The 26,544-nt window shown below is 63.1% G+C and carries 29 protein-coding genes; 20 read left to right on the top strand and 9 right to left on the bottom strand.

Features of this window, described 5'->3' with window-relative positions; translation table 11 throughout:
- Window positions 1–135 precede the first annotated feature (135 nt).
- Entirely contained in the window at window positions 136–1,284 is a 1,149-nt protein-coding gene (locus tag NLM27_RS23845) for an HD domain-containing phosphohydrolase (RefSeq protein ID WP_254145654.1), read from the bottom strand.
- A 287-nt stretch (window positions 1,285–1,571) separates the two neighbouring features.
- On the opposite strand from NLM27_RS23845, the gene NLM27_RS23840 reads away from it, so the two are divergent.
- From NLM27_RS23840 to NLM27_RS23780, 13 genes are all read left to right on the top strand, one after another.
- Window positions 1,572–1,895 (top strand): lipid asymmetry maintenance protein MlaB, encoded by a 324-nt coding sequence (locus NLM27_RS23840; protein WP_200495836.1) that lies wholly within the window; start codon window positions 1,572–1,574, stop codon window positions 1,893–1,895.
- Complete coding sequence (locus NLM27_RS23835) at window positions 1,895–2,260, top strand: response regulator (RefSeq protein WP_008142319.1); 366 nt, start codon at window positions 1,895–1,897, stop codon at window positions 2,258–2,260. The genes NLM27_RS23840 and NLM27_RS23835 overlap by 1 nt, the downstream gene beginning before the upstream one ends.
- A complete protein-coding gene (locus NLM27_RS23830; protein WP_254145653.1) occupies window positions 2,257–4,332 on the top strand; it encodes a chemotaxis protein CheA in 2,076 nt (691 codons plus the stop codon). Before NLM27_RS23835 ends, NLM27_RS23830 begins: the two co-directional genes overlap by 4 nt.
- Window positions 4,332–4,793 (top strand): chemotaxis protein CheW, encoded by a 462-nt coding sequence (locus NLM27_RS23825; protein WP_254145652.1) that lies wholly within the window; start codon window positions 4,332–4,334, stop codon window positions 4,791–4,793. Before NLM27_RS23830 ends, NLM27_RS23825 begins: the two co-directional genes overlap by 1 nt.
- A 38-nt stretch (window positions 4,794–4,831) precedes the next feature.
- Window positions 4,832–6,526 (top strand): methyl-accepting chemotaxis protein, encoded by a 1,695-nt coding sequence (locus NLM27_RS23820; protein ID WP_254145651.1) that lies wholly within the window; start codon window positions 4,832–4,834, stop codon window positions 6,524–6,526.
- A gap of 65 nt (window positions 6,527–6,591) precedes the next feature.
- Window positions 6,592–7,080, top strand: a complete 489-nt coding sequence (locus NLM27_RS23815) for a chemotaxis protein CheW (protein WP_254145650.1) — start codon at window positions 6,592–6,594, stop codon at window positions 7,078–7,080.
- A gap of 54 nt (window positions 7,081–7,134) precedes the next feature.
- Window positions 7,135–8,940, top strand: coding sequence for a methyl-accepting chemotaxis protein (locus NLM27_RS23810; RefSeq protein ID WP_254145649.1), 1,806 nt, complete (start codon window positions 7,135–7,137; stop codon window positions 8,938–8,940).
- 142 nt (window positions 8,941–9,082) lie between these two features.
- Window positions 9,083–9,937, top strand: a complete 855-nt coding sequence (locus NLM27_RS23805; RefSeq protein WP_254148906.1) for a protein-glutamate O-methyltransferase CheR — start codon at window positions 9,083–9,085, stop codon at window positions 9,935–9,937.
- A gap of 17 nt (window positions 9,938–9,954) precedes the next feature.
- Window positions 9,955–11,046 carry a chemotaxis response regulator protein-glutamate methylesterase gene (locus NLM27_RS23800; protein WP_254145648.1) on the top strand — a complete coding sequence of 364 codons (1,092 nt, stop codon included), beginning with the start codon at window positions 9,955–9,957 and terminating at the stop codon, window positions 11,044–11,046.
- Between the two features lie 5 nt (window positions 11,047–11,051).
- Window positions 11,052–12,773 (top strand): chemotaxis protein, encoded by a 1,722-nt coding sequence (locus tag NLM27_RS23795; RefSeq protein ID WP_254145647.1) that lies wholly within the window; start codon window positions 11,052–11,054, stop codon window positions 12,771–12,773.
- Between the two features lie 151 nt (window positions 12,774–12,924).
- Window positions 12,925–13,365: a hypothetical protein gene (locus tag NLM27_RS23790; RefSeq protein ID WP_254145646.1), complete on the top strand. Its 441-nt coding sequence runs from the start codon at window positions 12,925–12,927 to the stop codon at window positions 13,363–13,365.
- A gap of 167 nt (window positions 13,366–13,532) precedes the next feature.
- A complete protein-coding gene (locus NLM27_RS23785) occupies window positions 13,533–13,817 on the top strand; it encodes a hypothetical protein (protein ID WP_256570318.1) in 285 nt (94 codons plus the stop codon).
- A 144-nt stretch (window positions 13,818–13,961) separates the two neighbouring features.
- Window positions 13,962–14,408 carry a CHRD domain-containing protein gene (locus NLM27_RS23780; RefSeq protein WP_254145644.1) on the top strand — a complete coding sequence of 149 codons (447 nt, stop codon included), beginning with the start codon at window positions 13,962–13,964 and terminating at the stop codon, window positions 14,406–14,408.
- 51 nt (window positions 14,409–14,459) lie between these two features.
- Here NLM27_RS23780 and NLM27_RS23775 read toward each other — a convergent pair whose 3' ends face one another.
- The 3 genes from NLM27_RS23775 to NLM27_RS23765 form a co-directional block, all read right to left on the bottom strand.
- The gene (locus NLM27_RS23775) at window positions 14,460–14,825 is read right to left on the bottom strand and encodes a VanZ family protein (protein ID WP_254145643.1); all 366 of its coding nucleotides are present in this window, start codon (window positions 14,823–14,825) and stop codon (window positions 14,460–14,462) included.
- A gap of 161 nt (window positions 14,826–14,986) precedes the next feature.
- On the bottom strand, window positions 14,987–16,579 hold the full coding sequence (locus tag NLM27_RS23770; protein WP_254145642.1) for an EAL domain-containing protein: 1,593 nt from the start codon (window positions 16,577–16,579) through the stop codon (window positions 14,987–14,989).
- A gap of 609 nt (window positions 16,580–17,188) precedes the next feature.
- Window positions 17,189–17,362 (bottom strand): hypothetical protein, encoded by a 174-nt coding sequence (locus tag NLM27_RS23765; RefSeq protein WP_254145641.1) that lies wholly within the window; start codon window positions 17,360–17,362, stop codon window positions 17,189–17,191.
- A gap of 1,041 nt (window positions 17,363–18,403) precedes the next feature.
- Here NLM27_RS23765 and NLM27_RS23760 point away from each other — a divergent pair.
- The 3 genes from NLM27_RS23760 to NLM27_RS23750 all read left to right on the top strand — a co-directional run bounded on the left by NLM27_RS23760 (window position 18,404) and on the right by NLM27_RS23750 (window position 19,637).
- The gene (locus NLM27_RS23760; protein ID WP_254145640.1) at window positions 18,404–18,694 is read left to right on the top strand and encodes a hypothetical protein; all 291 of its coding nucleotides are present in this window, start codon (window positions 18,404–18,406) and stop codon (window positions 18,692–18,694) included.
- A gap of 42 nt (window positions 18,695–18,736) precedes the next feature.
- Window positions 18,737–19,153: a hypothetical protein gene (locus NLM27_RS23755; RefSeq protein WP_254145639.1), complete on the top strand. Its 417-nt coding sequence runs from the start codon at window positions 18,737–18,739 to the stop codon at window positions 19,151–19,153.
- A gap of 205 nt (window positions 19,154–19,358) precedes the next feature.
- The gene (locus tag NLM27_RS23750) at window positions 19,359–19,637 is read left to right on the top strand and encodes a hypothetical protein (protein WP_254145638.1); all 279 of its coding nucleotides are present in this window, start codon (window positions 19,359–19,361) and stop codon (window positions 19,635–19,637) included.
- A gap of 108 nt (window positions 19,638–19,745) precedes the next feature.
- On the opposite strand, the gene NLM27_RS23745 is transcribed toward NLM27_RS23750, so the two are convergent.
- Complete coding sequence (locus NLM27_RS23745) at window positions 19,746–20,939, bottom strand: hypothetical protein (RefSeq protein ID WP_254145637.1); 1,194 nt, start codon at window positions 20,937–20,939, stop codon at window positions 19,746–19,748.
- A gap of 183 nt (window positions 20,940–21,122) precedes the next feature.
- Between NLM27_RS23745 and NLM27_RS23740 the strand changes: the two genes are divergently transcribed.
- On the top strand, window positions 21,123–21,371 hold the full coding sequence (locus NLM27_RS23740; protein WP_254145636.1) for a hypothetical protein: 249 nt from the start codon (window positions 21,123–21,125) through the stop codon (window positions 21,369–21,371).
- 66 nt (window positions 21,372–21,437) lie between these two features.
- Window positions 21,438–21,680 (top strand): hypothetical protein, encoded by a 243-nt coding sequence (locus tag NLM27_RS23735; RefSeq protein WP_254145635.1) that lies wholly within the window; start codon window positions 21,438–21,440, stop codon window positions 21,678–21,680.
- A 39-nt stretch (window positions 21,681–21,719) separates the two neighbouring features.
- Here the strand turns inward: NLM27_RS23735 and NLM27_RS23730 are convergent, their stop codons facing one another.
- Window positions 21,720–22,079, bottom strand: coding sequence for a hypothetical protein (locus NLM27_RS23730; RefSeq protein WP_254145634.1), 360 nt, complete (start codon window positions 22,077–22,079; stop codon window positions 21,720–21,722).
- Window positions 22,080–22,435: 356 nt separating this feature from the next.
- Between NLM27_RS23730 and NLM27_RS23725 the strand changes: the two genes are divergently transcribed.
- The gene (locus tag NLM27_RS23725) at window positions 22,436–22,816 is read left to right on the top strand and encodes a hypothetical protein (RefSeq protein WP_254145633.1); all 381 of its coding nucleotides are present in this window, start codon (window positions 22,436–22,438) and stop codon (window positions 22,814–22,816) included.
- A gap of 48 nt (window positions 22,817–22,864) precedes the next feature.
- Here NLM27_RS23725 and NLM27_RS23720 read toward each other — a convergent pair whose 3' ends face one another.
- Together NLM27_RS23720 and NLM27_RS23715 are read right to left on the bottom strand one after the other, a co-directional pair.
- Complete coding sequence (locus NLM27_RS23720; RefSeq protein ID WP_254145632.1) at window positions 22,865–23,527, bottom strand: hypothetical protein; 663 nt, start codon at window positions 23,525–23,527, stop codon at window positions 22,865–22,867.
- Window positions 23,528–23,588: 61 nt separating this feature from the next.
- Window positions 23,589–24,326 (bottom strand): metallophosphoesterase family protein, encoded by a 738-nt coding sequence (locus NLM27_RS23715; protein WP_254145631.1) that lies wholly within the window; start codon window positions 24,324–24,326, stop codon window positions 23,589–23,591.
- Window positions 24,327–24,519: 193 nt separating this feature from the next.
- Between NLM27_RS23715 and NLM27_RS23710 the strand changes: the two genes are divergently transcribed.
- Entirely contained in the window at window positions 24,520–25,146 is a 627-nt protein-coding gene (locus tag NLM27_RS23710) for a transglutaminase-like cysteine peptidase (RefSeq protein WP_254145630.1), read from the top strand.
- A 10-nt stretch (window positions 25,147–25,156) separates the two neighbouring features.
- Here NLM27_RS23710 and NLM27_RS23705 read toward each other — a convergent pair whose 3' ends face one another.
- Complete coding sequence (locus NLM27_RS23705; RefSeq protein WP_254145629.1) at window positions 25,157–26,425, bottom strand: hypothetical protein; 1,269 nt, start codon at window positions 26,423–26,425, stop codon at window positions 25,157–25,159.
- Window positions 26,426–26,544 lie beyond the last annotated feature (119 nt).

Here is a 26,544-nt window from a genome sequence, read left to right as displayed (position 1 = left end):
CAGTTCGACCGATGCTTTGCCAGTCCCCGTCCCGGTCCGATGCTTAGCAGCGGGGCGCCCAGGCAAGTGTGACCAGAATCACTCTTTGATATTGGTGCACTTTATCAGGAACAGGTTCAAATCGGCGACCCGGGGTCAGGCCGCGGGCACGATCGCGGGCGGTCGGTCCTGATCGGGATGGCTGCCGGGCGCCCGCTCTATTCCCTCCGCGACGGGCGCGAGCGCCGCCTCAGCCTTGAGAAACGGCGTCCGCCGCTGACCGGCGGCGATCTCGACCACTTCGTCCCAGCGCGACAGGAAGGCTTCGACGCAGGCCGGATCGAACTGCCGGCCCTTGTTCTCGACCAGGTAACTGCGCGCCACCTCGAGCGGCATTGGCTCCTTATAGGGCCGCCGGGTCGTCAGGGCGTCGAAGACATCTGCGACTGCGACCACGCGCGCGGCGACCGGAATCGCGTCCGCCCTGAGCCCGTTTGGATAGCCCGCGCCGTCCCAGCGCTCGTGATGGCCTGCGGCAATTTGCGCACCGAGCTGGATCAGCTCGCAGCCGGAGTCCGCCAGGATCCGCTCGCCGATCGCGGCGTGCGTCCTGATCACTGCCATCTCCTCGTCGGTGAGCTTGCCGGGCTTGAGCAGGATATTGTCGGGAATGGCGACCTTGCCGACGTCGTGCAAAGGCGCGGCGAGATAGATGTCGCGGCAGAGCCGGGCCGGCAGGCCGAGCCGCTCGGCGATGATGCGGCTATAGCGGGCGACCCTCAGGGTGTGCTCGCCGGTGTCGTTGTCGCGGTATTCGACTGCGAGCGCGAGCCGCAGGATGATCTCCTCCTCGCGCTCGCCGAGCTTTCGTGTTGCTGCAGCGACCTCGCTGGCCAGATGAGCGGCACGATCGCTGAGCTTGCGCACGGCTGCACCAAGCTGAATCAAATTCCGCAGGCGCACCGTCATCTCGACGCTTTGCGGCTGCTTGGGCAGGAAATCGGTTGCGCCGGCCTGCAGCGCTTCCATTTTGATGTCGTCGGTCTGTCGCGAGGTGATCATCGCGATCGGGATGTCGGCGCAGCCGGGCAGGGTCCGGAAGACACGGATGAAGCTGATGCCGTCCATGTGCGGCATCTCGTAGTCGACCAGCACGAGGTCGAAGACGCGCTCTCGCGCGCAAGCCAGCGCTTCCACGGGATCGAGGAAGGTGGTGGCCTCGACCAGACCTTCGGCCTCGATATGACGTTTCAGGAAGTTGAGGACGGAGCGGCTGTCGTCAACCAGGAGCGCTTGGGTCAGCATCGGCGGCCGGACTCGTTCGGATGGCGAGGCAGGACCTCCACGCATAGCCTTTGCGATTTAACGCGGAGCAAACATCCAGGCTGCGACGAACTGACTCACGACTGCGCACAGCGCATGAGAAATGAGCGAACCATGCACGTTTGCATGCATACGCGAAGTTCTAGGGTTTGTGACCCGTAGTTGTACGGTGATGCCCATTAGGGCTTTGCACACTCTCCCACGCGAATAGTCGCAGTGCAGGATTCGCGTCATGCGTGCAGCGAGTCCCGAGGAAATTTGGGGGACGAATGTCGTCTGATGTCACCGAGCCGAAGTGGTCCCTACGGCTGCCTGCCGATTGCAGCATTGCTGCGATCCGCAATGTCTATGATCTGATCCGCGAAGCTTTCGGCCGGCAGGACCGGCTCGAGATCGATTGTTCGAGCGTCGACAAGGCCGACGTGACCTCGATCCAGCTTCTGCTCTCGACCGCCAAGACCGGCGAGGCTCAGGGCCGCCCGGTGGTGCTCACATCATTCTCCCAGTCTCTGCGCAACACCCTTCGCCGCGCCGGCTTTTCCAGCGAGGCGATGATCGATCAGCATTTCCCGCAAAAGAAAGATGGCACCTGATGGCCACGATTCTCACGGTCGACGATTCCCCCAGCATCCGGCAGATGATCAAGGTTGTGCTTGAGCCGGCCGGTCACAACGTGATCGAAGCCGGCGACGGCGCGCAAGGACTCGCCAAGGCCCAGGCCGGCAAGCTCGACCTCGTCATCACCGACCTCAACATGCCGGTCATGAACGGGCTGGAGCTGATCCGCGCACTGCGCAAGCTGCCGAGCGCCGTCGGAATGCCCATCGTGTTCCTGACCACCGAATCCAACGACACGGTGAAGCAGGAAGCCAAGAGCGCGGGCGCCACCGGCTGGATCACCAAGCCCTTCAAGCCCGAGCAGTTGCTCGCCGTCGTCGGCAAGCTGGTGCGTGCATGAGCGCAATGGACCCGACCGAGGTCTTTCGTCAGGAAGCCAGCGAACTCTTTGAAGTTCTGGAAGGGGCTCTGCTCGATCTCGGCCAGCGTCCCGACGATCGCGAACTGGTCGATTCCGCCTTCCGCGCCCTACATACGATCAAGGGTTCGGGCGCCATGTTCGGCTTCGACAAGGTCGCCTCCTTCACCCACGAGTTCGAGACTGCCTTCGACCGGGTCCGCAAGGGCGAGATCAGGCCGACGCAGGAGCTGATTTCGGTCGCGCTCGCCGCCAAGGATTACATCCGTGCGCTGATCGAGGACCCCCAGTCGACCGACGACATCATCGGCGAAGCCATTCTCGACGACCTCAAGCGCTTCGTTTCGTCCGACCAGCGTGCCGCCCCTGTTGCCGAGATCATAGAGGCGCCGCCGCTGGCCCCCGGCGCGAGCAAGCAGGCCGGCTGGCATCTGTATCTCGAATTCGAGTCGCACATTTTGCGCAACGGCTCGAATCCGCTCGACTTGCTAGAAGATCTCTGCAAGCTCGGCCCCTGCTTCGTCGTCCCGATCACGGACGGCATCCCGTTCCTCGACGAGATGGAGCCGGAAGACTGCTATCTGAAGTGGGACGTCAAGCTGCACGCGGCCTGCGACAAGGACGCGATCGACGACGTCTTCATGTTCGTCTCGGACGAGATGAAGCTGACGCTCTCGCCGTTGGAGCATGTCGAAGCGCCCGCGCCGATGCCGCTGTTCAATCTCCTCGACGAGGAGTCGGTCCCGACGGCCGAGATGCCTGCGCCCGTGATCGAGGTGGCTGCCGCGCCCGCCGCCGAGCAGCCCGTCGCAAAGGCTGAACCGAAATCCGAATCAAGGCCGGAGCCGAGGCCCGAGGCCAAGCGTGAAGAGCGCGGCATCGCCACCGTCCGCGTCCAGGCCGAGCGCCTCGACGAACTGATGGACCGCGTCGGCGAGCTCGTCATTGCCCAGGCGCGGCTGACCCAGCTCGCCGCCTCCGGCTCCGACCTCTCGATCAAGATGATCGCCGAGGAAATCGAGCGCCTTGCCTCGTCCTTGCGCGATACCACGATGGGCGCGCGCATGGTGCCGATCGGCTCGTTGTTCGGTCGCTTCCGTCGCCTGGTGCACGATTTGTCGCGGGATCTGTCGAAGCCGGTCGAATTCGTCACCACGGGTGAAGACACCGAGCTCGACAAGACCATGATCGAGTGCCTGGCCGATCCGCTGGTGCATCTGATCCGCAACGCCATTGATCACGGCATCGAGGACACTTCGACCCGCACCGCAAACGGCAAGACCGAACAGGGCCGGATCGAGCTCGCCGCCGTCCATTCCGGCGCGCAGGTGCTCGTCACCGTGAAGGACAATGGCGGCGGCCTCAACACCGCGCGCATCCGCGCGAAAGCAGAAGAGCAGGGGCTGATCGCGGCCGGAGCCGTGCTCACCGATCACGAGATCCATCAATTCCTGTTCCACCCGGGCTTCTCGACCGCGCAGACCATCTCGGCGCTCTCAGGCCGCGGCGTCGGCATGGACGTGGTCAAGCGCACCATCGAGAACATGCGCGGCACGATCGACCTGTCGACCAGGCCGGGCCAGGGCACCACCGTGACGCTCCGTCTGCCCCTCACGCTCGCGATCATCGAGGGCCTTCTGATCCGCGTCGGCGAAGGCCGCTACATCATCCCGCTGTCGGCCGTGGAGGAGTGCGTCGAGTTGACCGCCGATGACGAGCGCTCGCGCGGCCGCAATTTCCTCAATGTGCGCGGCGGCCTCGTGCCGTTCCTGCGCCTGCGTGAGATCATGTCGTCGCAGGGTTCGCCCGACCGGCACCAGAAGACGATCATCATCTCGACCGGTGAGACCCGGGTGGGCCTCGTCGCCGACCAGATCATCGGCAACCACCAGACCGTGATCAAGTCGCTCTCCAAGCTGCATTCCGACGTCACGATCTTCTCCGGCGCGACGATCCTGGGTGACGGCACGGCGGCGCTGATCCTCGACGTCGCGCAGCTCGTCACGCTGGCGCAGTCGAAGGTCGAGAAGCAGCACATCAGCGAGGCGGCGTGATGAAGGAAGGTTTGGCTGGCGAACGTCGGGCCGATGCGATGCAGGTCGTGATGATCGGCCTCGGCGAGGAGAAGTTCGCGCTGGATGCCGGCCTCGTGCGCGAGATCATCGATCCCGTGCCCGTGACCAAGGTGGCGGGTGCGCGCGCCTTCGTTCCCAGCGTGATCAATGTGCGCGGCAACGTCATTCCGCTCGCGGATCTGCGCATCCGTTTCGGCATGCCGCAGCCCGAGAATTCGGCCGACACGCGCATCGTCGTCATCGAGCTGGAGCTGGACGGCGAGCCGGTTCTGGTCGGTGTTACCGCCGATAAGGTCTACGAGGTCACGGAGATATCGCAGACCGACGTGCAGCAGACGCCGCGCGTCGGCATGCACTGGAAGCCGGAGTTCATTCGTTTCATTGCGAAATGGCGTGAAGAGTTTGTCATCGTTCCGAACATGGAACGCATCCTGCATTGAGAAGAAGTCTCGGGCGAGACTGGGGGTAGGGGCTGGAAATGAGATTTACCGTCAAGGCAAAACTTGCCAGTGCATTCGGCGTGGTCCTGTTGCTCTCGATGGCCGCGGGCGGCCTTGCTTACGTGAAGCTGAGCGAGATGATCGACACCGCCGACAGCCTGGTGTCGCGCGCCGTCCGGATTGACCGTGCGGCGGAAATCGAGAAGGGAATTCTGTCCCAGGTTCGGGCCGAGAAGAACCTGCTTCTCGCGCCGGATAGTGAGGCCGATCGCTTCATCGCCGAGATCGCCAAGCAGCGCGAGACGCTGCTGAAGCTGAAAGAGGAGATCCATGCCGCGGCCTCTGCCGAGGGCAAGAAGCTGATTGAGAATTTCGGCGCGGCCTACGTCCGGATGAATGCCGTCCAGGACGACGTCTTCAAGACTGCCAGGACCGACAGGACGAAGGCCGTCGAGCGCTCGTCGATTGAGGCTCGCAAGGCGGTCGGCGAAGCAATGGAAGCCGCCGGCGTCTACGTCACCAACGTCAAGAAGAACATGGCCGCCCAGGCGGCCCAGGCTCATGAGGACGGCAACCGCGCTCAGTTCCTTCTGATTTCGGCCGTGCTTGCATCGCTAGCGATCGGTCTGATTGCTGCGATCTGGATTTCCATCAGCATCGCCCGCGGCCTCGGTCGTGCGGTCGGGCTCGCCGGCGCTGTTGCCGATGGCGACCTCAGCCAGATGATCAAGGTGTCCAGCAATGACGAGATCGGCGACCTCACCAAGTCGCTGAATGTCATGGTCGAGAAACTCAAACAGATCGTCGAGGAAGCCCTGACCGCGGCGCAGAACGTTTCGGCCGGCAGCCAGGAATTGTCCGCCAGCGCCGAGCAGCTGTCGCAGGGCGCGACCGAGCAGGCCTCCTCCGCGGAGGAAGCTTCGTCCTCGATGGAGGAGATGGCCTCCAACGTGAAGCAGAACGCCGACAACGCCAACCAGACCGAGAAGATCGCGGCGCAATCGGCCAGGGATGCGGAGGCCAGCGGTGTCGCCGTGGGCCGTGCCGTCGAAGCGATGCGGACCATCGCCGAGAAGATCACGATCGTGCAGGAGATCGCCCGCCAGACCGACCTGCTCGCGCTCAACGCGGCGGTCGAAGCCGCACGCGCCGGCGAGCACGGCAAGGGTTTTGCGGTGGTCGCCTCAGAAGTGCGCAAGCTTGCCGAACGCAGCCAGGCGGCTGCGGCGGACATCGGCACGCTGTCGACCGAAAGCGTGAAGGTGGCGCAGGAGGCCGGCGTCATGCTGTCCAAGCTGGTGCCCGATATCAAGAAGACCGCCGAGCTGGTGCAGGAGATCACCGCGGCTTGCCGCGAGCAGGACGTCGGTTCGGCCCAGATCAACCAGGCGATCCAGCAGCTCGACAAGGTCGGCCAGCAGAACGCCAGCGCCTCCGAGCAGGTGTCCTCGACCTCGGAGGAGCTTGCCTCGCAGGCCGAGCAGCTCCAGTCGACCATCTCGTTCTTCCGCATCGAGCATGGCGGACGCGACGAGAAAGCATCGGCGCCGATCGACCGCGCCGTCACCCAGCTTCGCACGAAGGCGGCGCACATGGCAGCAGCGGACCGCGGTGCGAAGAGGTCCGCGCCCGCCCGCAAGCCGGCTCGGGCGATGAAAGTCGCCGGCGGCGGTGGCTTCGCTTTCGACATGCATGACGGCGAAGACGATCGCGACGCCGAGTTCCAGCGCTGAACAACCGGTCCGGCTGCGTGCCGGACCGTGCTCATTCCCAAACCTTCGGACCCCTGGACTGCATCATGGCCGCAACCTCGCAATATCTGACGCTCGGGCTCGCCGGCGAGACGTTCGGCATCAGCATCCGCAATGTCCGTGAAATTCTCGACATGCGGCCGATCTCGCGGCTGCCGCACGCGCCAAACTTCTTGCTCGGCATGATCGACGTGCGCGGCAGCGGCTATCCAATCGTTGATCTCCGCACCAAGCTCGGCCTGCCGAGCGTCGCCGCCACCGAGGCGACCCGTATCATCATCCTCGACGTGCCGATGAAGGACCGCCTAGTCGGCGTCGGCTTCGTCGCCGATTGCGTGTTCGAGGTGACCGACATCGACGAGCAGGCGATCGAGCCGATCCCCGAGGTCGGCGGCAAGTGGCAGTCCGATTACGCCGCCGGCATCGGCCGCAAGGGCGAGAAATTCGTCGTGATCTTCGATCTCGCCAAGCTGATGGCGAACGACGAGATCCCGGAAGGACGTAACGCGGCCGCGGATTCATCCCGCGCCGCCTGAGTTTGCACGTGCGTGGTCAAGCGTAGCACCCCAATTCGAAACAACGAGACTGACATGAGATTCACCGTCAAAGCCAAGCTTGCCAGCGCCTTCGGCGTCGTCATCCTGCTGTCCATGATCGCCGGTGCGGTCGGTTACATGAAGCTGGCCGATATGGTCGGCACCACCGAGCTTCTGGTCGGCCGTGCAGGCCGCATGGAGAAGGCCGCCGAGTTGAAGGAAGGCATTCTGTTCCTGGTGCGCGCCGAGAAGAACTCGATCCTCGCGGCGTCCGACGCAGAGCACGAGCAGTTCCGACTCGACCTCATCAAGAGCCGCGAGGCGGTCGCTAAGTCCAAGGACGAGATCTACGCGGCGGCTACCGAAGGCGGCAAGAAGCTGATGGACGTCTTCAACGTCGCCTTTAACAAGCTGAACGCGTATCAGGACGAGACGGTCCTGCTTGCGAAGACCGACAAGCCGAAGGCGCTGGACCGCTCCATGCATGACGGCCGCAAGGTCGTCGCGGATGCGATCGAAGCGGCCGATGGCTACATCAGGAACGTCAAGAAGAACATGTCCGAGCAGGCCGAGCAGGCCAAGCAGGATGGCGCCCGCGCCGAACTGATACTGATGAGCCTGGTCATTGCCTCGCTCCTCATCGCCGCGGTCGCCGCGACCTGGATCGCGATGAGCATCAGCCGGGCGCTGGCGCAGGCCGTCGGCCTCGCCGACGCGGTGGCGATCGGTGATCTCAGCCACAAGATCGAATCATCCAGCAATGACGAGATCGGCGATCTCATCAAGTCACTGAACGCGATGACCGTGAACTTGAATGCCACCGCGGCGGTCGCCAACGAGATCGCGCAGGGCAATCTGATGGTCGAAGCCAAGCCGCTGTCCGAGAAGGACACGCTCGGCCTTGCGCTCGAACGCATGGTGGACAAGCTTCGGCAAATCGTCTCGGAGACGTTCACCGCGGCGCAGAACGTCTCGGCCGGCAGCCAGGAGCTCTCGGCCAGCGCCGAACAGCTCTCGCAGGGCGCGACCGAGCAGGCCTCGTCCGCGGAGGAGGCCTCTTCTTCAATGGAGGAGATGGCCTCCAACGTGAAGCAGAACGCCGACAACGCCAACCAGACCGAAAAGATCGCAGCGCAGTCCGCCAAGGACGCGGAGGCCAGTGGGGCCGCGGTCGGCCGCGCCGTCAACGCGATGCAGACCATCGCCGAAAAGATCACGATCGTGCAGGAGATCGCGCGCCAGACCGATTTGCTCGCGCTCAACGCCGCGGTCGAGGCCGCCCGCGCCGGCGAGCACGGCAAGGGCTTCGCGGTGGTGGCGTCCGAAGTGCGCAAGCTCGCCGAACGCAGCCAGGCCGCCGCCGCCGAGATCGGCACGCTCTCGGTCGACACCGTCAAGGTGGCACAGGAGGCCGGCATCATGCTTTCCAAGCTCGTTCCGGACATCAAGAAGACGGCCGAGCTCGTCGAGGAGATCACGGCGGCCTGCCGCGAGCAGGACGTCGGCTCGGCGCAGATCAACCAGGCGATTCAGCAGCTCGACAAGGTCGGCCAGCAGAACGCCAGCGCCTCCGAGCAGGTGTCCTCGACCTCGGAGGAACTCGCCTCGCAGGCCGAGCAGCTTCAATCCACGATCGCCTATTTCCGCATCGAACAGGGGGCGAGAGGACCGGCGGCCGCGCCGATCGACCGCGCGGTCAACCAGTTGCGCGCCAAGGCCGCGCACATGGCGGCCGCCGAGCGTCCGGCCAAGAAGCCGCAAGGCAAGCCGGTGCGCGCCATGAAGGCCGCCGGTGGCGGCGGCTTCGCGTTCGACATGAACGACAGCGGCGACGACCGGGACGCCGATTTCCAACGCTAGGACCCGCAAGGGTGCCTGCGGACCGGCCCGCTCGATGGGACCGGTCCGCTTTCAGCGGTTACGTGAACGCGTAGGACTCATGATGGCCCCTATGGCCCGACATTCAGTGCAGGCGGCCATCCCCGACCGGGGGCAGGAAGCCATGATGCCCGCCGTGCAGGATACGGCCGTGCATCTGTCGGACCGTCACTTCCGGACCATCGCCCAATTGATCGAGGGCCAGGTCGGCATCAAGCTGCCGCCGGGCAAGCGGCTGATGCTGGAGGGGCGGCTGCACAAGCGCGTGCGCGCGCTGAACTTCTCCGACCTCAACGAATACGTCGAGAACCTGTTCGAGGCCGATCATTTCGACACCGAGCTCACGCATCTCATCGATGTGGTGACGACCAACAAGACGGACTTCTTCCGGGAGCCGCAGCACTTCACCTTCCTGCGGGACGTCGCGATTCCCGCGCTGCTCAAATCGCATGGACGCAGGAATGCGAACGTCAAGGTCTGGAGCTCGGCAAGCTCCACCGGCATGGAAGCCTATACGACTGCGATGGTGCTGGACGACATGACGCGGAACGGCTCGCGGTTTCAGTACCGCATCCTCGGGACCGACATCTCGACCGCCGTGCTGCGCCTCGCCAAGACTGCGATCTATACCCGCGACGTGCTTGCGCCGGTGCCTGAGAATTTTGTGAAGCGATATTTCCTGTCGTCGCGCGACAGGTCGCGCGGTGAGGTGCGGGTGGTGCCGGAATTGCGGGGCATGACGCATTTCATGAGGATGAACCTCATGGACGCGTCCTATCCGGTCGACCGCGACGTCGACATCATCTTTTGCCGCAACGTCCTGATCTATTTCGAGCGCGAGACGCAGCGCAAGGTGATCGAGCAGCTGTGCAGCCATTTGCGGCCGGGCGGCTATCTGCTGGTCGGACATTCGGAATCGATGATCCACAGTGCCGTGCCGGGCTTGAAGCAAGTTCAGCCAACCATTTTCCAGGTCTGATCGGAGCGCCGCCTAAAATGCCGAGGGAGAAAGTTCGCGTGCTGATCGTGGACGATTCGGCGTCGGTGCGCCAAATCCTGCAAACGATCCTCAACGAAGATCCCGATATCGAGGTGATGGGGACGGCTTCGGATCCGTTCGCGGCGGCCCGCCGCCTGCAGAACGAAATCCCCGACGTCATCATCCTCGACATCGAGATGCCGCGCATGGACGGCATGACGTTCCTGCGCAAGATCATGGCGCAACGTCCGATTCCGGTGATCATCTGCTCTTCGCTGACCGAGGAGGGCTCGAACGTGATGTTCGAGGCGTTCGAAGCCGGTGCGGTCGACATCGTGCCGAAGCCGAAGATCGACACGCGGCAGGCGCTGCTCGAATGCTCCACGCGGCTGCGCGAGGCCGTGAAGTCGGCGGCCCGCGCCCGGGTGCGCCCGCGCGCGGAGCGCCGCGTGGTCGAGAAGAAGCTGACGGCCGACGCCATCATCCCGCCGCCGGTGCAGGGCAAGACCCGGCCGACGACGGAGCGCATCGTGTGCATCGGTGCCTCGACGGGCGGCACCGAAGCGCTCAACGACGTCCTCGAGATGTTGCCGCCGCATTGCCCGCCCATCGTCATCGTTCAGCACATGCCGGCGGGCTTCACCGCCGCCTTTGCGAAACGCCTCGACAGCGTGTGCCAGATCCGGGTCAAGGAGGCCGAGGATGGCGAGCCGGTGCTGCCGGGCTGCGCCTATATCGCGCCTGGTGCCCGTCACATGCTGCTTCAACGCATCGGCCTGCGCTACCAGATCGCGATCAAGGACGGCCCGCCGGTGTCACGGCATCGCCCCTCCGTCGACGTGCTGTTTCGCTCCGCGGCCCAGCATGCGGGCGCCAACGCGCTCGGCGTGATCATGACCGGCATGGGCGACGACGGCGCGCGCGGAATGCTGGAAATGCGCAAGCTCGGTGCCTCGACGCGGGCGCAGGACGAAGAGAGCTGCGTGGTGTTCGGCATGCCCAAGGAAGCCATCGCCCATGGCGGCGTCGAGAAGGTCGTATCGCTGCACCATATTCCGCGCGAGATCATGCTCTGGTACCAGGCCGGGCACGCTGCGGTGGCAGGTTGATCGCAATGTCCGCCATTCCGGCCAGCACGCTCAATGAGGCGATCGCCGCGATCGAGGACGTCTCCTCGCGGATCGAGGACGTGTTCGCCCGCGTCGGTCACGAGCTTGGACGCGGTCATCTGATCTTCAAGGAGCTGAACCAGGGCCTCGCAACGCTTTCCTCGGAGCTCGCCGGTGCGGAGATCGAGGGTGCCGCGACTGCGTTGCAGGAGATCGCCGCGCGGCTCAGCGAGCTGGCGCAGGCGCTTCCGGCCGAGACGGCCCTGCTGGAGACGATCGGCAAAAGCACGGCGGAGGCATCTGCCTTGCTCAAGCCGCTGTTCAAGCACATCCAGATGATCACCATCATTGCCCGCAGCGCGCGGATCGAGGCAGCCTCGCTCGACGGTGACCGCGAGGGCTTTCTCGCCTTCACGCAGGAGGCCTACGATCTCGGCAAGGCCGTGCAGGGCTCGATCGAGGGCTGCGCGCGGGATCAGCAGCGTCTGTCCGAGGCCGTCGCCACCGCATTCGGCCGGCAAAAGGAATTCGAGGGCCGCTACCGGAATCAGCTGGCGGCGGAGAGCGTCGAGCTCGGTGCGGCCCATTCCGGATTGCGCGACCAGCGCAGCAACAGCAGCCATCTCACCGACCTCACGAGTTCCAGCACCAGGAAGATCGCCGAGGCGGTGGGCAGCGCGATCATCTCCTTGCAGGCCGGCGACAGCACGCGTCAGCGTCTCGAGCATGTCTCTCACGGTCTCGGCCTCGCCTCGGGATCCACCCCGAGCCTCGTTCCCGAACCGGTCGCGAGCGACGACGGCGCGCGCGCAATTTGCCAGTTGCAGGCGGCCCAGCTCAGGGATGCCCAGCGCGAGTTCAGCGGCGACATTGGTCAGATCGTTCGCGCGCTGACCGCCATCCTGCGCGATGCCGGCAGTGTCGTCGGCCACGGCCGCACGCTGTTCGGCGGCGAGGACGGCGGCGCGTCATCGTTCCTGTCGCGCATCAAGCAGACGCTGGCTCACGCCTCGACCCTGATTGTCACCTGCGAGGGTGCGGGCCGCTCGGTGGACGAGGCGCTTGCGATCGTCGAGGACACGCTGACGAAGTTTCGTCACGCGATCGCCGGGCTTGCCGAGGCGACCGTCGACATCACGCTGATCGGGATGAACGCCGGTCTCAAGGCAAGTCATCTCGGCAGCCGCGGCAGCGCCTTCGTCGTCATCGCCAACGAGCTCAAGGCGACCGCCGACCAGGTCTCGGCGGGGGCGGGGCGCTTGAGGCCCGTACTCGACGGCATCGAGCGCTCGGCCAGAGAGCTGAAGCAACTCCGCGTGCAGGGCGATCCCACGCAGCTCGCCAAGCTCGAGCCGCAGATCCTTCAAGCACTGCGCGAGGTCGAGGCCGGCAACGAACGGCTCGGCAAGCTGATGGGCCGGCTCGTCGATGAAGGCGCGGAATTCGAGCGTCTGATGAATTCGGCGCAGGGCCTGATGACCGCGCTCGGCGATGGCTCCGCGACATTGCCCGCGGTCGCCGCGCGCCTCGAAACCACGAGCGTTGGCGTGCAAAGGCCGCAGCCGCAAGACGAGGCCGTGCTCGACGGGCTCTTCGCACGCTACACGATGGAGCGCGAGCGGGACGTCCACCGGGTGTTCCTGCAAACTCTCGGACTGGCATCGATCGCCGCTACGCGCCGGGTCGAGGCGGTCGCGGCAGCCGATGACGGCATAGAATTGTTTTGAGGGCGCAGCCGGCTTCGCTTCGGGCGTCGGCAGCAATTTGACGAGTTGATTTTGCCGGGCGTTAACCGTGGCGGCATGCCCGCTGCATCGGTCATTGTCGCGCCCCACAGTTGGTTGCAAATACCGGTGAATTTCACGACGGATGTTTTCAATGCTGAGAGAAGGCAAATACGCTGCCTGGTTCAGGACGCCGCGTGGCCAGGGCACCGGTGTCGTCCATTTGGCCGAGGGGCGGATTTCGGGCAGCGACTGCTTCTTCACCTATGGCGGCTCGTATCGGGTCGATGAGCAGCGCTTCACGGCAATTCTGACCACACGGCGATATGCCGAGGGACCGCCGACGGTGTTCGGGCCCGACGAGGTCGAGGTCGAGCTCTCGGGCGTGTGCAGCGGTGCGATGGCGACCTGTTCGGGAACGGCGCGCGAAGCGCCGGACGTGATGTTCGAAGCCACACTGATCTACAGTCAGGAAGATACGCCGGCTGCCGATGCCAAACGCGCGGTCGTGAAGCTCAATGCCGACAAGCTGCCCAAGGGGCTCGACGGCCGTTCTCGGCCGCGGCATCCGCCAACGGCGGGCCCGCCCAGGTGAAGGCCAAATCGACAATGATCCGCGCGGCTCCACGCGCGTTCGCGCCCATTGCCATGATTAGCGTTGCATTGACACTGTTGTCTCGAAATCACGCCGCAGCGCGCTGCAGCAACTCTGCCTTTAGAAGCGAGAGCTAGTCTGCGGCCGATCAAGTGTGGTGGAAGAACATGCCTCAAATCTGGATGACATACGATGAACTCGGCGCGCTTTGCGGCTGCGGCGCAATGGAGGCCAGGGACCGCGCCATCCAGTTGTCGCTCGATCGTCGCAGGAGTCGCGACGGGGCGACGCGCGTCAAACTCGACCTGGCACTGACGGCCAAGTTCTTTGCATCCGTTCGTGACGCGGATTTCGATCTCGATTGCGCCATCGAGGCGCTGCACGATACCCATCGGCAGATGGCCGAGCTGTTGGCTCCCACCGAGTTCCACAACAGGCGTGGGGTGGCCTGAGCCGCCGCATGTTCCGGCCCGTGACCGACTGCGAAGGCTAATTCCCGCGGTCGTTGTCCCGAATCAGCATAAGCTCAGCGATGGAATTTCCGGCTATTGTCGGTGTTCAATCGCGATGGGGCGCGGAGTCCGCAGGAGGAGTGCATGATCAAAGCCGTGTGTCGGCCGTCGGTGGCACTGTTGGGGACGCTTGCGCTCGTCGGAAGCGTCATTGCGACGAGCGCAACGGCAGGTGCGGAGGTCGTGAAGCTGAAAGCCGAGCTCAAGGGAAGCAACGAAGTGCCTCCGAACAGCTCGCCCGGATCAGGCAAGGCCGAGGCAAGCTACGACACTGAGACGAAGGTCCTGACTTACATCGTCACCTATGCCGGGCTTACGGGACCGGCGATGGGGGCGCATTTCCATGGCCCCAGCGATGCCGGCAAGAACGCCGGCATCGCCCTGCCGTTCAAGTCGGCGCAAAGCCCGATCCAAGGCAGTGCTACGCTCACCGACGCGCAGGCGGCGGATCTGCTGGCCGGAAAGTGGTATGCGAACATCCACACGGCCGGGAACCCGGGCGGTGAGCTGCGTGGCCAGATGATGAAGTAAAGACCGGTTGGGCGTCTCACCGGTCATCTCGCTTGAGGGATGCCGCTCTCTTTAGGATGGCGGTCGGGGCAAGAACGCCAAGATCATCTGGGCGAGCATGACGCCCACGGTGCCTCCTGCCGCCTTCTGCAACACATCGAGGAAGCCCGGATCCCGATCGGGTATGAACGCCTGTATGAGCTCCAGCCCCATGGCGACCGCTATGACGAGAGAGCAAGCCAGAGCGAACCGTCCAGGCAGCAGGAAGGACAGAAGGAAGCCGAGCAGACCATAGGCACTGAAGCGCTCGATCACGACGATCCAATAGGCCTCGTGATGCCCCATGAGCGCGGGTCTTCCCGACAGCCTCGCCAGGGTGGCATAGACAATCAGTGCAAGACAGATGCTCGCGGCCGCAATGAGGTGGTTCTTGCGCATGGCGCCAACATACAAGGTTGATCGCCGGTCTGGTTCGAAAGCCGAAAACATCGTTAAAGGCCCCTGCCGCCATTAAAGGTCGGGCGGGCACAGGTTTGGTTTCAAGGTGGGACGTTTGGGCGGCTCGGCCCTGTAAGAAAGCTCGGACGTCTTCGCGCCAGTCAGGCCACCAAGGCCGTGCCGCTGGAGGCCGCCGCGCCTGGCGGTGCCACGCGGCGCGATTCAACGAGCTCATTGAACCTGGCGAGGGGCACGGGCGGCGCAACGAGATAACCTTGGCCTTCCTCGACGCCGGACGCGACCAGTGCGCGGAGCTGCTCTTCCGTCTCGATTCCTTCCGCGACCACGGTCATGTGGAGATCCCTCGCGAGCGCCACCAGCATTTCCACGATCGTCGTCGTCGACGCGTCCACGGTGATCGTGTCCACGAAGAACTTGTCGATCTTGATCATGTCGGCGCCGAGGCCCTTCAGTCGGGACAGTCCGCTATGGCCGACGCCGACGTCGTCGATGGCGACGCGGAAGCCATGGTCCCGCAGCTCGGCTACAACCGCCGCGGCGCGCGCGAGATCGTCGAGCTCGTCGCGCTCGGTTATCTCGACCACGATCTGGCGCGCGGAGACCCTTGCCGTCAGAACCTTGCGACGCAGCGTTTCAACGAAGCCCGCACTCAGGAGATGGTTGGGAACGACATTCAAGGACATCTTGAAATTCTTGTTCGCCTTCAGCAGGGGCTTCAGGTCGGCGAGCGCCGATCCCAGGAGATGCCAGGTCATCGCCTGGATGCGCCCACTGGATTCGGCGAGCGGAATGAAGTTCATCGGCGGGACCACAGAGCCGTCTCGGCGCAGCCAGCGCGCCAGAATCTCGCAGCCCTTGATCTGACCTGTCCTGAGGTCGAAGATTGGTTGGTAGTATGGCTTGAATTCGCCGGCCGCCAGCGCCCGATCGAGATCGGCGACAGGCCCCTCCATTCGACGGCTGCGTGCCAGCAGAATGCCAAAGATTGCGCCAAGTCCGAGGGCTACTGCGAGCGCGGGCCAATAAGCCTCGTTGTTCCAGCTTGAAAGGACTGCGTGCTCGAGTTGGATCGTGGCATGAAGCGGGAAGCGAGTGGAATTCCTGTCGAAACTGATCGGCTCCAGCAGGGACTTGTCGGCGTCGGTCTGGAATTCGCCGAGCTTCTCGCCTCTGCTCAAGGCGAGGATCACCTTGCTGTGCGCGCGCAGTTCGGCGGGCATGATGTCGAGCAGGCTGGCATTGATGCCGACAATGGCGACAAGGGCGGAGCTGCTGTTGATGTCCCTGAGCACGCCCAAGGCGTCGCCGCCGAACTGCTCCACGCGGAACAGCGAAAGCGCCTTGTCGCGCGACGGCAGCATGTCGCGGCGATCCACCCATCCCTTGTCGAATTCGAGCGTTTCGGAATAAGCTGAGCAGATCACCGAGCCATCCGGTTTGACGAGGCGGACGTCCTTGATCGCCGAGCGCTGGTAGACGTGGAGGCGGATCGCTTGCAACGCCCCGGGCTCGCAGCTGGCGAGATTGCGCCTCGCGAGCTCGTCCAGGCTGGCCGCGGCAAAATCGACCGCAAATTCAGAGCGGCGCAGAACGACCTCGATCAACTCGTTGAGCTGATGCGCCTGCTGATTGCGAATGACGGCCTTTGCGGCGAAATGGCCCGCCAGCCCGAACGCCATCGTGCTCGCAAGCACGAGCGCCGCAAACGAAAGGTTCGGTCGCTGTAGTCTCATCCGGTTCAGGCGAAATCAGGCGATGCTTGGAGCTTGATCCTAGCCGGCGGGCGCTAAGATTGGGTTTAACGGGCAGCCTGGCTCCGAGGCCTGATCCGAGCGGTTGCCGCGCCAATGGTCGCGCGACCCAGGCGAGCAGCATGATCAGGACGTTAAGCGTCCTTCTCCCGGCGTTGGCTGTGGGGAGCTCGGGGACGCCCGGCTCCGCAACCCGCCCCGGGATGGGTTCCCAGGATAAGACGCAGAACTGGGGTGAGGGGGCCGGAGGGACCGCTGCAGGCGGGAGCTTGATCGACGTTCACCGCCCCAGGCGATGACGGACGGAAAAGACCTCGGGATAAGGTTGGCCGGGCCTATCGTGGGGCGCGATGGGATGGCGGGTGGCCCACAGCCGAAGCACCACGAATGCGATGTTGATCGCCAGCCAAACCAATATTGCGGAAATGGCAAAGTGGACCATTGCCAGACCTCGCTGTGAAGTCCGAGTTAACGCCCAATCGCTGCTGAGGTTCCATTCTGCCAGGACGAAAGCTGCGGCTGCGTCGAAGGGGAGCGTTGCCGCGATGCGGACGAGGACGGCCTGCTGTCCTCGCTACTCGGTTTCCGAGGCTAGCCTTTCTTGCCCGTCTTCGACTTCAACGAAAGACCAAGCCGCAACGCCATGCGCTTGATCGCATCAGGCGAGCGCCCGAGCTGTTTCGCCGCCTCTTCCAGCGAAGCCGAAGACTTGGCCAGCTCCATGAGCCGACGGTCTTCCTTGAACGACCAGGGCTTGCGCGCCATAACCGAAATGATCCTCTCGTCGACACTAAGGACAAAGCCGCCAAGCGACCCATGTTCGCTCGACGGCTTTGCTTGGGTGGGGCCGGGCTTGGGGGAGCCCGGTGCGAAGATGGATAAGCGAAACGCGACAGTTCGCAACAAACAACGCAGGTTAAGCTAACCGCTCAACCTTACCGCGATGAAATAGCCGCATAGTGCTCCGTATAACCACGGAGCTTTCGTCAATGTCGTCTGCAATCGCCAGCAGCCGCGCTCGAGAATGCGTCGGCGAAGTCTTCATCACGCGAGGCGCGTCGACGTGCTCGATCATGGCGCGCTTGCGACTTGAGGCTGCTTGGCGGGGTGAACGCGGGTTAACATCCCCGGCAGGATTTGACTCTCGAGCAATGAGAGATTTCGTCGTTCCCTCGGCCCCTCGCTTCTCGCGCGACGACCAATCTTCAAGCACCACGTTGCACAAACTTCATCTTCGTCTGACAAAAGTTTCAGCGGTGGCTGTCTTGAAGTCGTGACAACGACAAGATGAAATAGCATGGGAGGAACGTTCCAAAAAAATCGGAACATTCCAGATGTTGGCAATTTTGGTTTTGGCGTCGATCTTCGTAGCGGGCTTTTGTTGCGGCTATGGCGTGCGGGCGTGGCGCTCGCGCAAGCGATCGGCACGATATCGTCTCTATGCCCCCTATACGCCCGCCGCGATGGGAGCTGGTCGAAGTCAGCCCCCATCGTCATGATCGACAATGCGTGGCGCACCAGCTGCCGAATGGTCGTGATGGCGAGGCCGGATAACCATATGCGGTTAGGTTAATCTGCCGCCGTCCTTGAGGCTTTCGGAGGGGCAGCCTAAAACGTATCAGTTCATTGCGACAGTTTAGCCGCCTCGATTTTTCCGGGGCTCGCGTAGGTAGGCGTGGATGGCGTATGTGATTGCGTTGCTGGGCGCGGCGACTTGCGGCCTCATTTTGAGTGTATTTGTTTGTGCCTATGATCGCCGGCTGAAAGATCTTCCGGGGCCTTGGATCATGAACGAGGGCCTCTCCAATGATTGATCAAAGGCACAACGCGCCCCGCAGGTATTTCGTCGACCCCCAAGGGTATCGCGTCCTGATCGGCCTTTCGCTCGAGGAAACGGCGGAGTTCGAGGCGCTCGATCCTTCATCGAAGCAGACGGTTCAAATCGTGGCTGAAATCCGCGAGGATGAAGGGGCCGCCGCCGCGGGCGAAGTTCGATGGCTCGAGCTCTATTCCAAGCACGAAGAAGCCTGGCGGGCGTGGATCGCACAAAGCCAGGCGGGGCGGACGCCACATTTAAGCTTTGTTAACTATGTCTGACCGATGGTTAGCCGCCTAAATCTCGAATGTGGGATGGCCCAAATGTTTCAGCTGTTCCTGAGAGCGCGCGCACACAATCTTCTCGGCTCCCGCCGCGAGGACAAAGGATTTAAAGCCCGCTCCGCCGAGCGTGATGCCGAGACCGACCGCGTTCGGATCGGTGCCGTGCTGGCGGCGATCGAAACGGCATTGCAGGAAGCGGAGAAGGAACAGGCCGGCCTCAACCGGCGTGTTGACGATGCCCTTGCACGTGCATCCGTCACCTTCGGAAATGGCACCGATGAATATCTCGAGCGGGAGCCGCTCGACAATTATCATCAGGATCTCTTTGCGGCCGACATCTCGAATGGCCAGCGGCGGCTGAAGGAATTGGCAAGCACGATTGCTCACCTGAAGTTCGTCAAGACCGCAATGCTCACGCGCTTTCCGGATTTCAAGCCGCCCCAGCTCAACAGCTAGTACCGGGGATTTGCTCCCACACCCCGCCGCCTTCCGGATACGTGACGACGCCGAGGCGACGAGCGGATTTCACGGCTCTGTCACGTGCAATGCCTCCGGCAGGCAAGGTCGACCGCGTGACACTTCGGCGCCGCTTTGCGGTTTGGCGCTTCGATCCTTTTTGCTATGGTTCCGGCAACCATCACGGATCGAAGGAGCGAAAGAGGTGCCGGTCAAGAATTTGCGGACGTTGGTTGGATTGGCAGGTGTTTTGACACTGGCCGCGCCGGCGACGGCTTCGGCCATCACGGCCGAAGTGGCGCGCGCATGCGATGCGGCGGTGGCCAAGGCCTTTCCGCCCAGACAAATCGGCAACCCTGCGGCTGGGAGCGCCAAGGGAACGAGCAAGGATCAGCGCGTGTACTATCAAAAGTGCGTCGCGAACAACGGCAAGGTCGACGACATGTCGTCGGACGCACCAAAGGACACCAAGCCGACCAAATAGAGGAAGGCTGCGGCCAAAGCGCGATGCGATGAATCGTCATCGCGCTTTAGCTCATTGCTTGAGCATGATTCCTTCGGAAATCCGCTGCACGCTATTCCGGATCATGCGCTAGCGTCGGGGCGGCGGACAGGGCGAATAGAACGCGCCATTCGCCGCATTGATGCGCTCGACGCATTGATTGGGATCGGTGACCGTTCCGGCCACCGTGAAGTCGTAGCCCATGCCCTTGACCACCACGATGTAACGGCCGGGAGCGAGCGTAAAGCCGTCTTGCTCTGGTTGAAGCAGTAGCATTCTCGACTGGTCGTCGATCGGACCTACCTTGTAGGGGTAGGACATGCTGCGAATGACCCAGGAATCGCCAGCGCTGACCATTGAGGCTTTCCCGGCGGCATCGACGCCCATCGACCGGGAGACTTTCGCCACCACCCGAACGTCGGTCCCGTTTGCATCAACGCCCCCGTCGGGCCTGAACACGATGAATTTGACGTCGCCGTCCGTCAATGTGGTTGCGCTCGGCGTGTTGATAGCTGCCGAGATCGCGACGCGCCGGTCCGGAATCTTTCCAGGCACCGACTTGAGCTCATGGAGCTGGCCTTCGCTCAAGGCGTAGACGCCGAAGGTTGTCGGCACGGGCATTGAGGGTTCTGCAGCTTGCGCCGGCTCGTTTGAGCTATCAGCGGTTCCGCCCAACGAGGGAGCGATCGACTGCGGTTCCGGGTTTGTGGGTGCGCGCTCTGGCGGCTGCGCCACCTGCGACAATGCGGTCGGTTGCGTCCTTACCCGTGTCCAATAGATAGCCGCGGCCCCGGCACCCGCAACGAGCAGGAGGATGGCGGCTAATCGAGCGAGAGAATTGAAGGCGCCGCGCCGTTTGGCTTGGTCGTGCGATGTTGTCGGTGCGGCAGCACGGCTAGGCGTCTCCGCAGCCGTCGGACCGGTCGATGACGCCAAAGCAGGCGACGTCGGAAAGGGCGGAGGAACAGGGATGTCGACCGGCGGAGAATTCGGCACGAGGATCGTGGCAGCCTTGGCCGGCGAGGATGTCTCGCTTCGCTCAAAGGACCGCTCGACCTCCCGAATGGCGCGTTCGAGGACTTGCTGGAGCTCTCGTGCTTCCCGCGCGTCGGCGTGGGTGAATTGTTCCAGGAGCTTGACGCGGGCCAACTCGTAAACGACGTCCCGCATCTGCCGGGGATCGTCGGAGATGTCGCGGATCCGCCCTGATAACAGGCGGACAAGTCCGGCCTTGATCTCTTGCGCCTTCAGGGCGTTGGCTGCAGTGTCGCCGGGATCGGTCATCAAGGCCGATCAACTAACCCGGATACAGCGGTTTCGCTAGGCTTTTTCACCCGGGATTCCTGGCTGCGGTGAATCGCTCTCATGGTTCCGGCCCGAAAAGGCCCCGCGCGATCGTCTCGAAGAGCTTGCTTTTGGGCAAAAACCTGTGACATTTCGCCGAGCTCCTCTTTCCGGTGTTTGACCATGCGCGGCGTTTTGACGGCAATCATGTTTCTGGCCTTCCTGGCTCAGTCCGCTTCTGCGCAGGGGGTTAAGGATCAGGCCAATACGACCAGCAACAGCATCATCACGACACCCACGAAGAAGGCGAAGACCACCGAAGCCGCGTCTCGGCCGACGGCCGTCCGAAATGTGACGGCGGGAAGCCTTCCTGCCGGAAGAGCAGCACAAGGCGTCTGGAGGGATGGCAAGCTGATTGCCGTGCCTCGATGAGCTTACGCAACGAACCGTGAAGGAACGGTGTTCGCCTCCCTGACGTTCTTGCTCGGGAGATATCGCATGAACCGATTAGTCTTGATCATACTCGCACTTGTCGCGCCGGCCGGCGCCTGGGCTCAGGGCGTCAATGATCCCTCGACGCCCAATCGCAATGTGATCATCGTCAACCCGTCGCAGCCGTCGCCCTCCACAGCGACGCGGAATATTCCAAGCCAGATCCAGCAGCCGCTCACCAGCGGCGGTCGTGCCCGGCCCTATTACGGGAACAGAACCCGGGGCAGCGGGTCGAGCCGTCGTTATTAGTCGCCCTGGCCGCCGCTTCTGTGGACGTTGTGAGACAAGCTATTGCGGGTTTACCTCGACCTCCAGGGTCGATGTCCCGGCCTCACGACCGTTCTTGCCCGAAATCAGCAGCGTGAACTTGTCGGGGCCACGCGCTTGATTGTCTGCCAAATAGCGGAAGCCGGACCCGACCACCTTTAATTGTCCCCGTGATGGTCCGCTCACGACTGACACGCTGAAGATCTGCATATACGACAAACGCAGTCCCTGGATGCAATCCGCCCCAGGCGCGATCGACATGGTCCACGTCACCGTATCTCCCGACAAGGCAAATGGCGTCCGCTCCTTGACGCAGGACGGGCTCGCGTGGGCCGCCGGGCCGGACATGGCGAAGACCGCGACGCAGATGACTGGCAGCAATATCGGTCTTGCACGCACCCTCGGCGGCTCCAGGAGCGGAAGCCGAAAGCTAGCAGCAATGAGCTCATGAGGTCTTAGACCATTTGACGCACGGGACGGGCTGGACCGCATCCCCGGAGCACAACGCCAGAGCCACCAAGCAATGCTACGAGCCACGTGCCGAATTCCTCACGAGCCAAAGCGGAAAGTTTGCCCGTGAATCGGCTTTCTTGCAATCGGCAAGGGTATAGACTGAAGAGCTGGAGATAAGGATATGGGCAATGGTCGTCCTTGTCGTTCTGCCTGGAGTCATCGGTGTGCGAACGGGTCGGCGTGACCATTATGGAAAGCGGTTTGGAGCGCCGTCTCGGGCGGTCATGATTGTTGCCGGCGCGCTCGGCCTTGGTCTTGTCCACCCTTCATTGTGCCTCGCCCAGACCGAACCGGAGCCCTCGCTCAACGACTATTTTCCGCCGAGCGAGCCGGAAATATCACGCGACGAATGGCGTCGGCGGATCGAGGACGCACGGCGACGGGCCAGGGAGGTCTCGCGTGAGCGGCGGGAGCATCCAGAGCTCTATAGGCCAATTCCGGAAGACCCGGACCTCGTCGCGACCGAACGTCTGCTTAACGACGAAAGCCTGCAGCGCGGCGACATCGTCGCGACAAAGAAAGGCATGTTCGTCTATCAGGGGCGACCCGATCAGCCGCGCCGCGATCAGGACTTTGTCCCGGTCAATCCGAAATCCGTGCGCTGAGACATTCGCGGCGGCCTCCGAAGCGACAGCGACGAAGCTCGCACGGGTTCAGTACCGTCGCAAAATCTCGTTGAATTTGGGATCGGTCACTTTCGTAGTCTCCAACAGCAGCGACTTGCCTTGCGGAGTTGCCTGCACATAGGCCGCGATCAGCAATGGCTCGTAACGAGAGCGATTGGCCAGCGCGGACCGGATGTCGGATTGCGCCAGGAGCTTGATCTCTTCATCGGTCGCAGCCGCGCTCGAGATCACGGTCCAGACGCGAGAGAAGGCGACATCGATCGGCACCGCCCCGGTCAAGTAAGACATTTTCACCGTCGGCGTTACCGCCTCACCGGCCTGAGCCTGCAGCGTGCCGAGCGTGAGCCAGAGTGCGGGCCTGATCGGCGATACCTTCAAGGCGGCCACGACGGCACTTTGAGCTGACTTGTTCTCGCTGGCCCTGCCACCCGCCTCAGCTGAAGGGCGGTGAAGAACGTCGGCAGCCATTGCTGCCGCGTAATTCGCAAGCAGGTCGCCATCCCATGAAAGGGATGCCAAACCACCCGCGGCCGCCAGCTTGGCCTTGTCGGGCGGAATCTCGCCCGAGAACAAGTCGCTCGCGCGAAAGCTCGGTCGTATGAGATCGCCATAGAAGGCCATGCCTGCGTGTAGCGCCAGCAGGATTGCGATGCAGATGCCGATGACGCGAAGCAGGATGATGCGGTTCATGGTGGGGATCGGCGAGGCGGTGAGGGCGAGCCAACGACGGGACAGAGGTTCGGCCAGTGCTCTAAATTGCGAGCAGACTATCGCCTTGGATCGTCAACAGCGTCAAGTTTCCGGTCGCGTATGCACCGGTATCGATGTTGATGCGGTTTGAACGAATATCGGGTGCGCTGACCGGCGTATGACCGTGAACGATATATTTGCCGAAGCGCTCCTCGGAGGCCAGGAATTCCTCGCGGATCCAAAGCAGGTCCTCATCCTTTTGGCGATCGAGCGCAATGCCCGGCTTGACGCCGGCGTGGACGAAAAAGAAGTCGCCGCAAGTGAAGGAGGAGGGCAATTGCTGGAGGAAGGCGAGGTGCTCGGGTGGAAGCGCGCGCGTCAATTCATCGATCAGTTCGACCTGCTGCTCTGCGGACGGGTTCATGGTCGGCTTGATGCCATAGGACACCAGCGTCAGCAGGCCGCCATAGTGGCGCCACTCCTGCAGGCGGGCGGGGTCCTTGAGAACCTCGAGCAGGAAGACCTCGTGGTTACCCTTGAGGCAGACCGTCTCGTGCGACTTCGAGCGCTCAATCAGGAGATCAAGAACGGCACGCGAGTCTGGGCCCCGGTCGACATAGTCGCCGAGAAAGACCTGAATGGCTCGCCCCGGGGACGAGCGGGCAAGATCGGCATCGATCACGGTTAACAATGATTGAAGCAGATCGGCGCGGCCATGGACGTCGCCGATCGCATAGACGCGAACGCCGTCGGGAAGCCGAGGCTTGGTCTTCTTTCGAAAGCGGCTGGAAAGGCCCATCAGGTCGGTCGAATCGCTTCTAGCGTCACGAGCAGAACGTCGTGATCGCTCTTAGCAGAACAAGTCACACGTCGGTATTCTTAATTGTTTCCGACCGATTAGCCCGCATTTTGATTAAAGGATCGCGCGACCTTTGAGCCGTATTTCAAGACGTCTCGCGTAGCGTTTCCCCAACAAGAACGGGGAGCGCGACATGCGCAAAGTTGTAAAGTTCCTGGCGGCCGTGGCCGCTGTCGTCGCTGTTGCCGGGGGGCAGCAGCGAGCGGAGGCTGCCTTCGTCGGCGCGCCCTTGGGGCTGCGCGGTGCCATCCAATACATCAAGTTCGACCAGCCGACGCTGGCGCCGATGGCATTCACGATCTTTTGCCTGAAGTACAAGGACGAGTGCAAGCCGCGGCCGCAGCAGATCGTGTTCAGAGGCGGTCGTCTGAAGCTCACCGCGGAGCGGTTGGCGCAGATGCAAGAGGTCAATCAGCAGGTCAACACTGCCATCCGTTCCGAAGCCAATCTGGAAGGGCTGCGCGGCGAGAAATGGCTGCTGCATCCCACGAGTGGCGACTGCAACGACTACGCTGTGACAAAACGCCACGATTTGATTGCCAAGGGTTTCCCGGCGCGCTCGGTGCTGCTCAGCGAGGTCGTGACCAGCTGGGGCGAGCATCATCTCGTGGTCGTTGTGCGCACCTTCTCAGGCGATCTCGTGCTGGACAATCTCTCCGGCCACATCCTGCCGTGGTCGAAGAAGCCCTATCGCTGGGTCCGTATCCAGTCGCCCAAGAACCCGAACTACTGGGCGTCGCTCGGCGATCGTGCGGTCTGAGAAACCGACTTCATCGTGAGGATTGGCTGACGCTCTGCGACAGTCCCAATCCCACGATCGCCGAAAGGCACAGGATTGCTGCCGGCCACAATAGTCCCGGGCCGGAGAAGCTCTGGACGAGTGCGAACAAGACACAGGCGGCGGCCGCCGCGGGGAAGAACGAGTCGCGTCCGCGCTGGAGCGCGCCGAAGAACAGGCGGACCAGGGCCAATAGGCTCACCGCCATCATGGCAACCAAACCGATCCATCCCATATCCGCAAAGATTGCCATTGCGGCCGAGGGCGCGGTCAACGTCGCGCCAGACTCGCTCTGATAAATCCTCGCGACGGCCGAAAAGGTCCCTGCGCCCGCGCCGAACCAGCGTGTGTCGGCCAACATGCGCTCGAGGGCTGCCTTCGTCTCACCTCCCGCGTCCGGGACGAGTCGCATGAGGATCGGTCCAGAGCTCTTCTCGAAGAGGAAGGTCAGGACGATGGTCGCGCCAATCAATGCAGCCAACGACAATGCGCCCGCTGCCAATGGTGAGAGATCGAGCCTGCGAATGACGAGGATCAGCAGGATCAGCACAACGCCAAAGGCCGCTGCGATCGCGCTGTTCGTTCCGGAAAACCCAAATATCGCTGCTGCGCTGACCAGAGCCCCGACAAGACCGCAAAGGCCGATCGCGATCGAGCGAAGAACCGAGTGACGCGTTTCGGCCCGTTCAGCAGCGAGCTGCATGATCGCCAAATTAAGCATGAGACCGAGGCCGGCCAAGGTCGTCGCGAGGTCAGAGGGCGCGGCTGCAGCAACTGCCGGCGACAGCCGATGCAAGTCCAAAATCAAGGCGGAGACCGCGGTTACTCCACTCAGCACGAAGAGGACCAATTCGGCGCGGCCGCGGTCGCGGACCACCAGGATGGTGACGCCGAGCAACGAGATTACCGCAAGCGCGAGCAGCAGCGCGCTCGCCGTCAAGCCGATATCGGCTGTGATGGGCCCGAGCGACAGGCCTCCAAGGACGTCGTGAGCGCTGGCCCAGATCGGATGCGCCCAGCTCAGCGGAAGCGGAGCGAGCTGCGCCGCGATACACAGCGGAATGGCGATCAGGATCCAGCGGCCCGAGGAGGTCGCGCGGACATAATGATCGTAGTCGGCCTTTCGCGTGCTCGAGGCGGCCGCCAGCAAGCTCAGCGCTGCGGCCATCGTCCCCAGCTGTGCACCGACCTTGGCGCCGGCGATTTCGAGAGCGGAAGCGGAGACGATGGAAACGATGAGGGCAAAATAAGCGAGGGACAAACGGCGCGCTCGAAGGGAATCCTGAAACGGTCAGGTCACCATACAAGCGGGCGGATGGTTTTCAAACAGAGGCCTGCTTCGGACCCGCGGTTCGACCTTGGGTCGTTCGTGCGCGGGCT

It is taken from the genome of Bradyrhizobium sp. CCGB12, assembly GCF_024199845.1.
Lineage (GTDB): Bacteria > Pseudomonadota > Alphaproteobacteria > Rhizobiales > Xanthobacteraceae > Bradyrhizobium.
The sequence above is the reverse complement of the archived record's forward strand: the minus strand, read 5'-3'. Positions and strand labels throughout refer to the sequence as shown.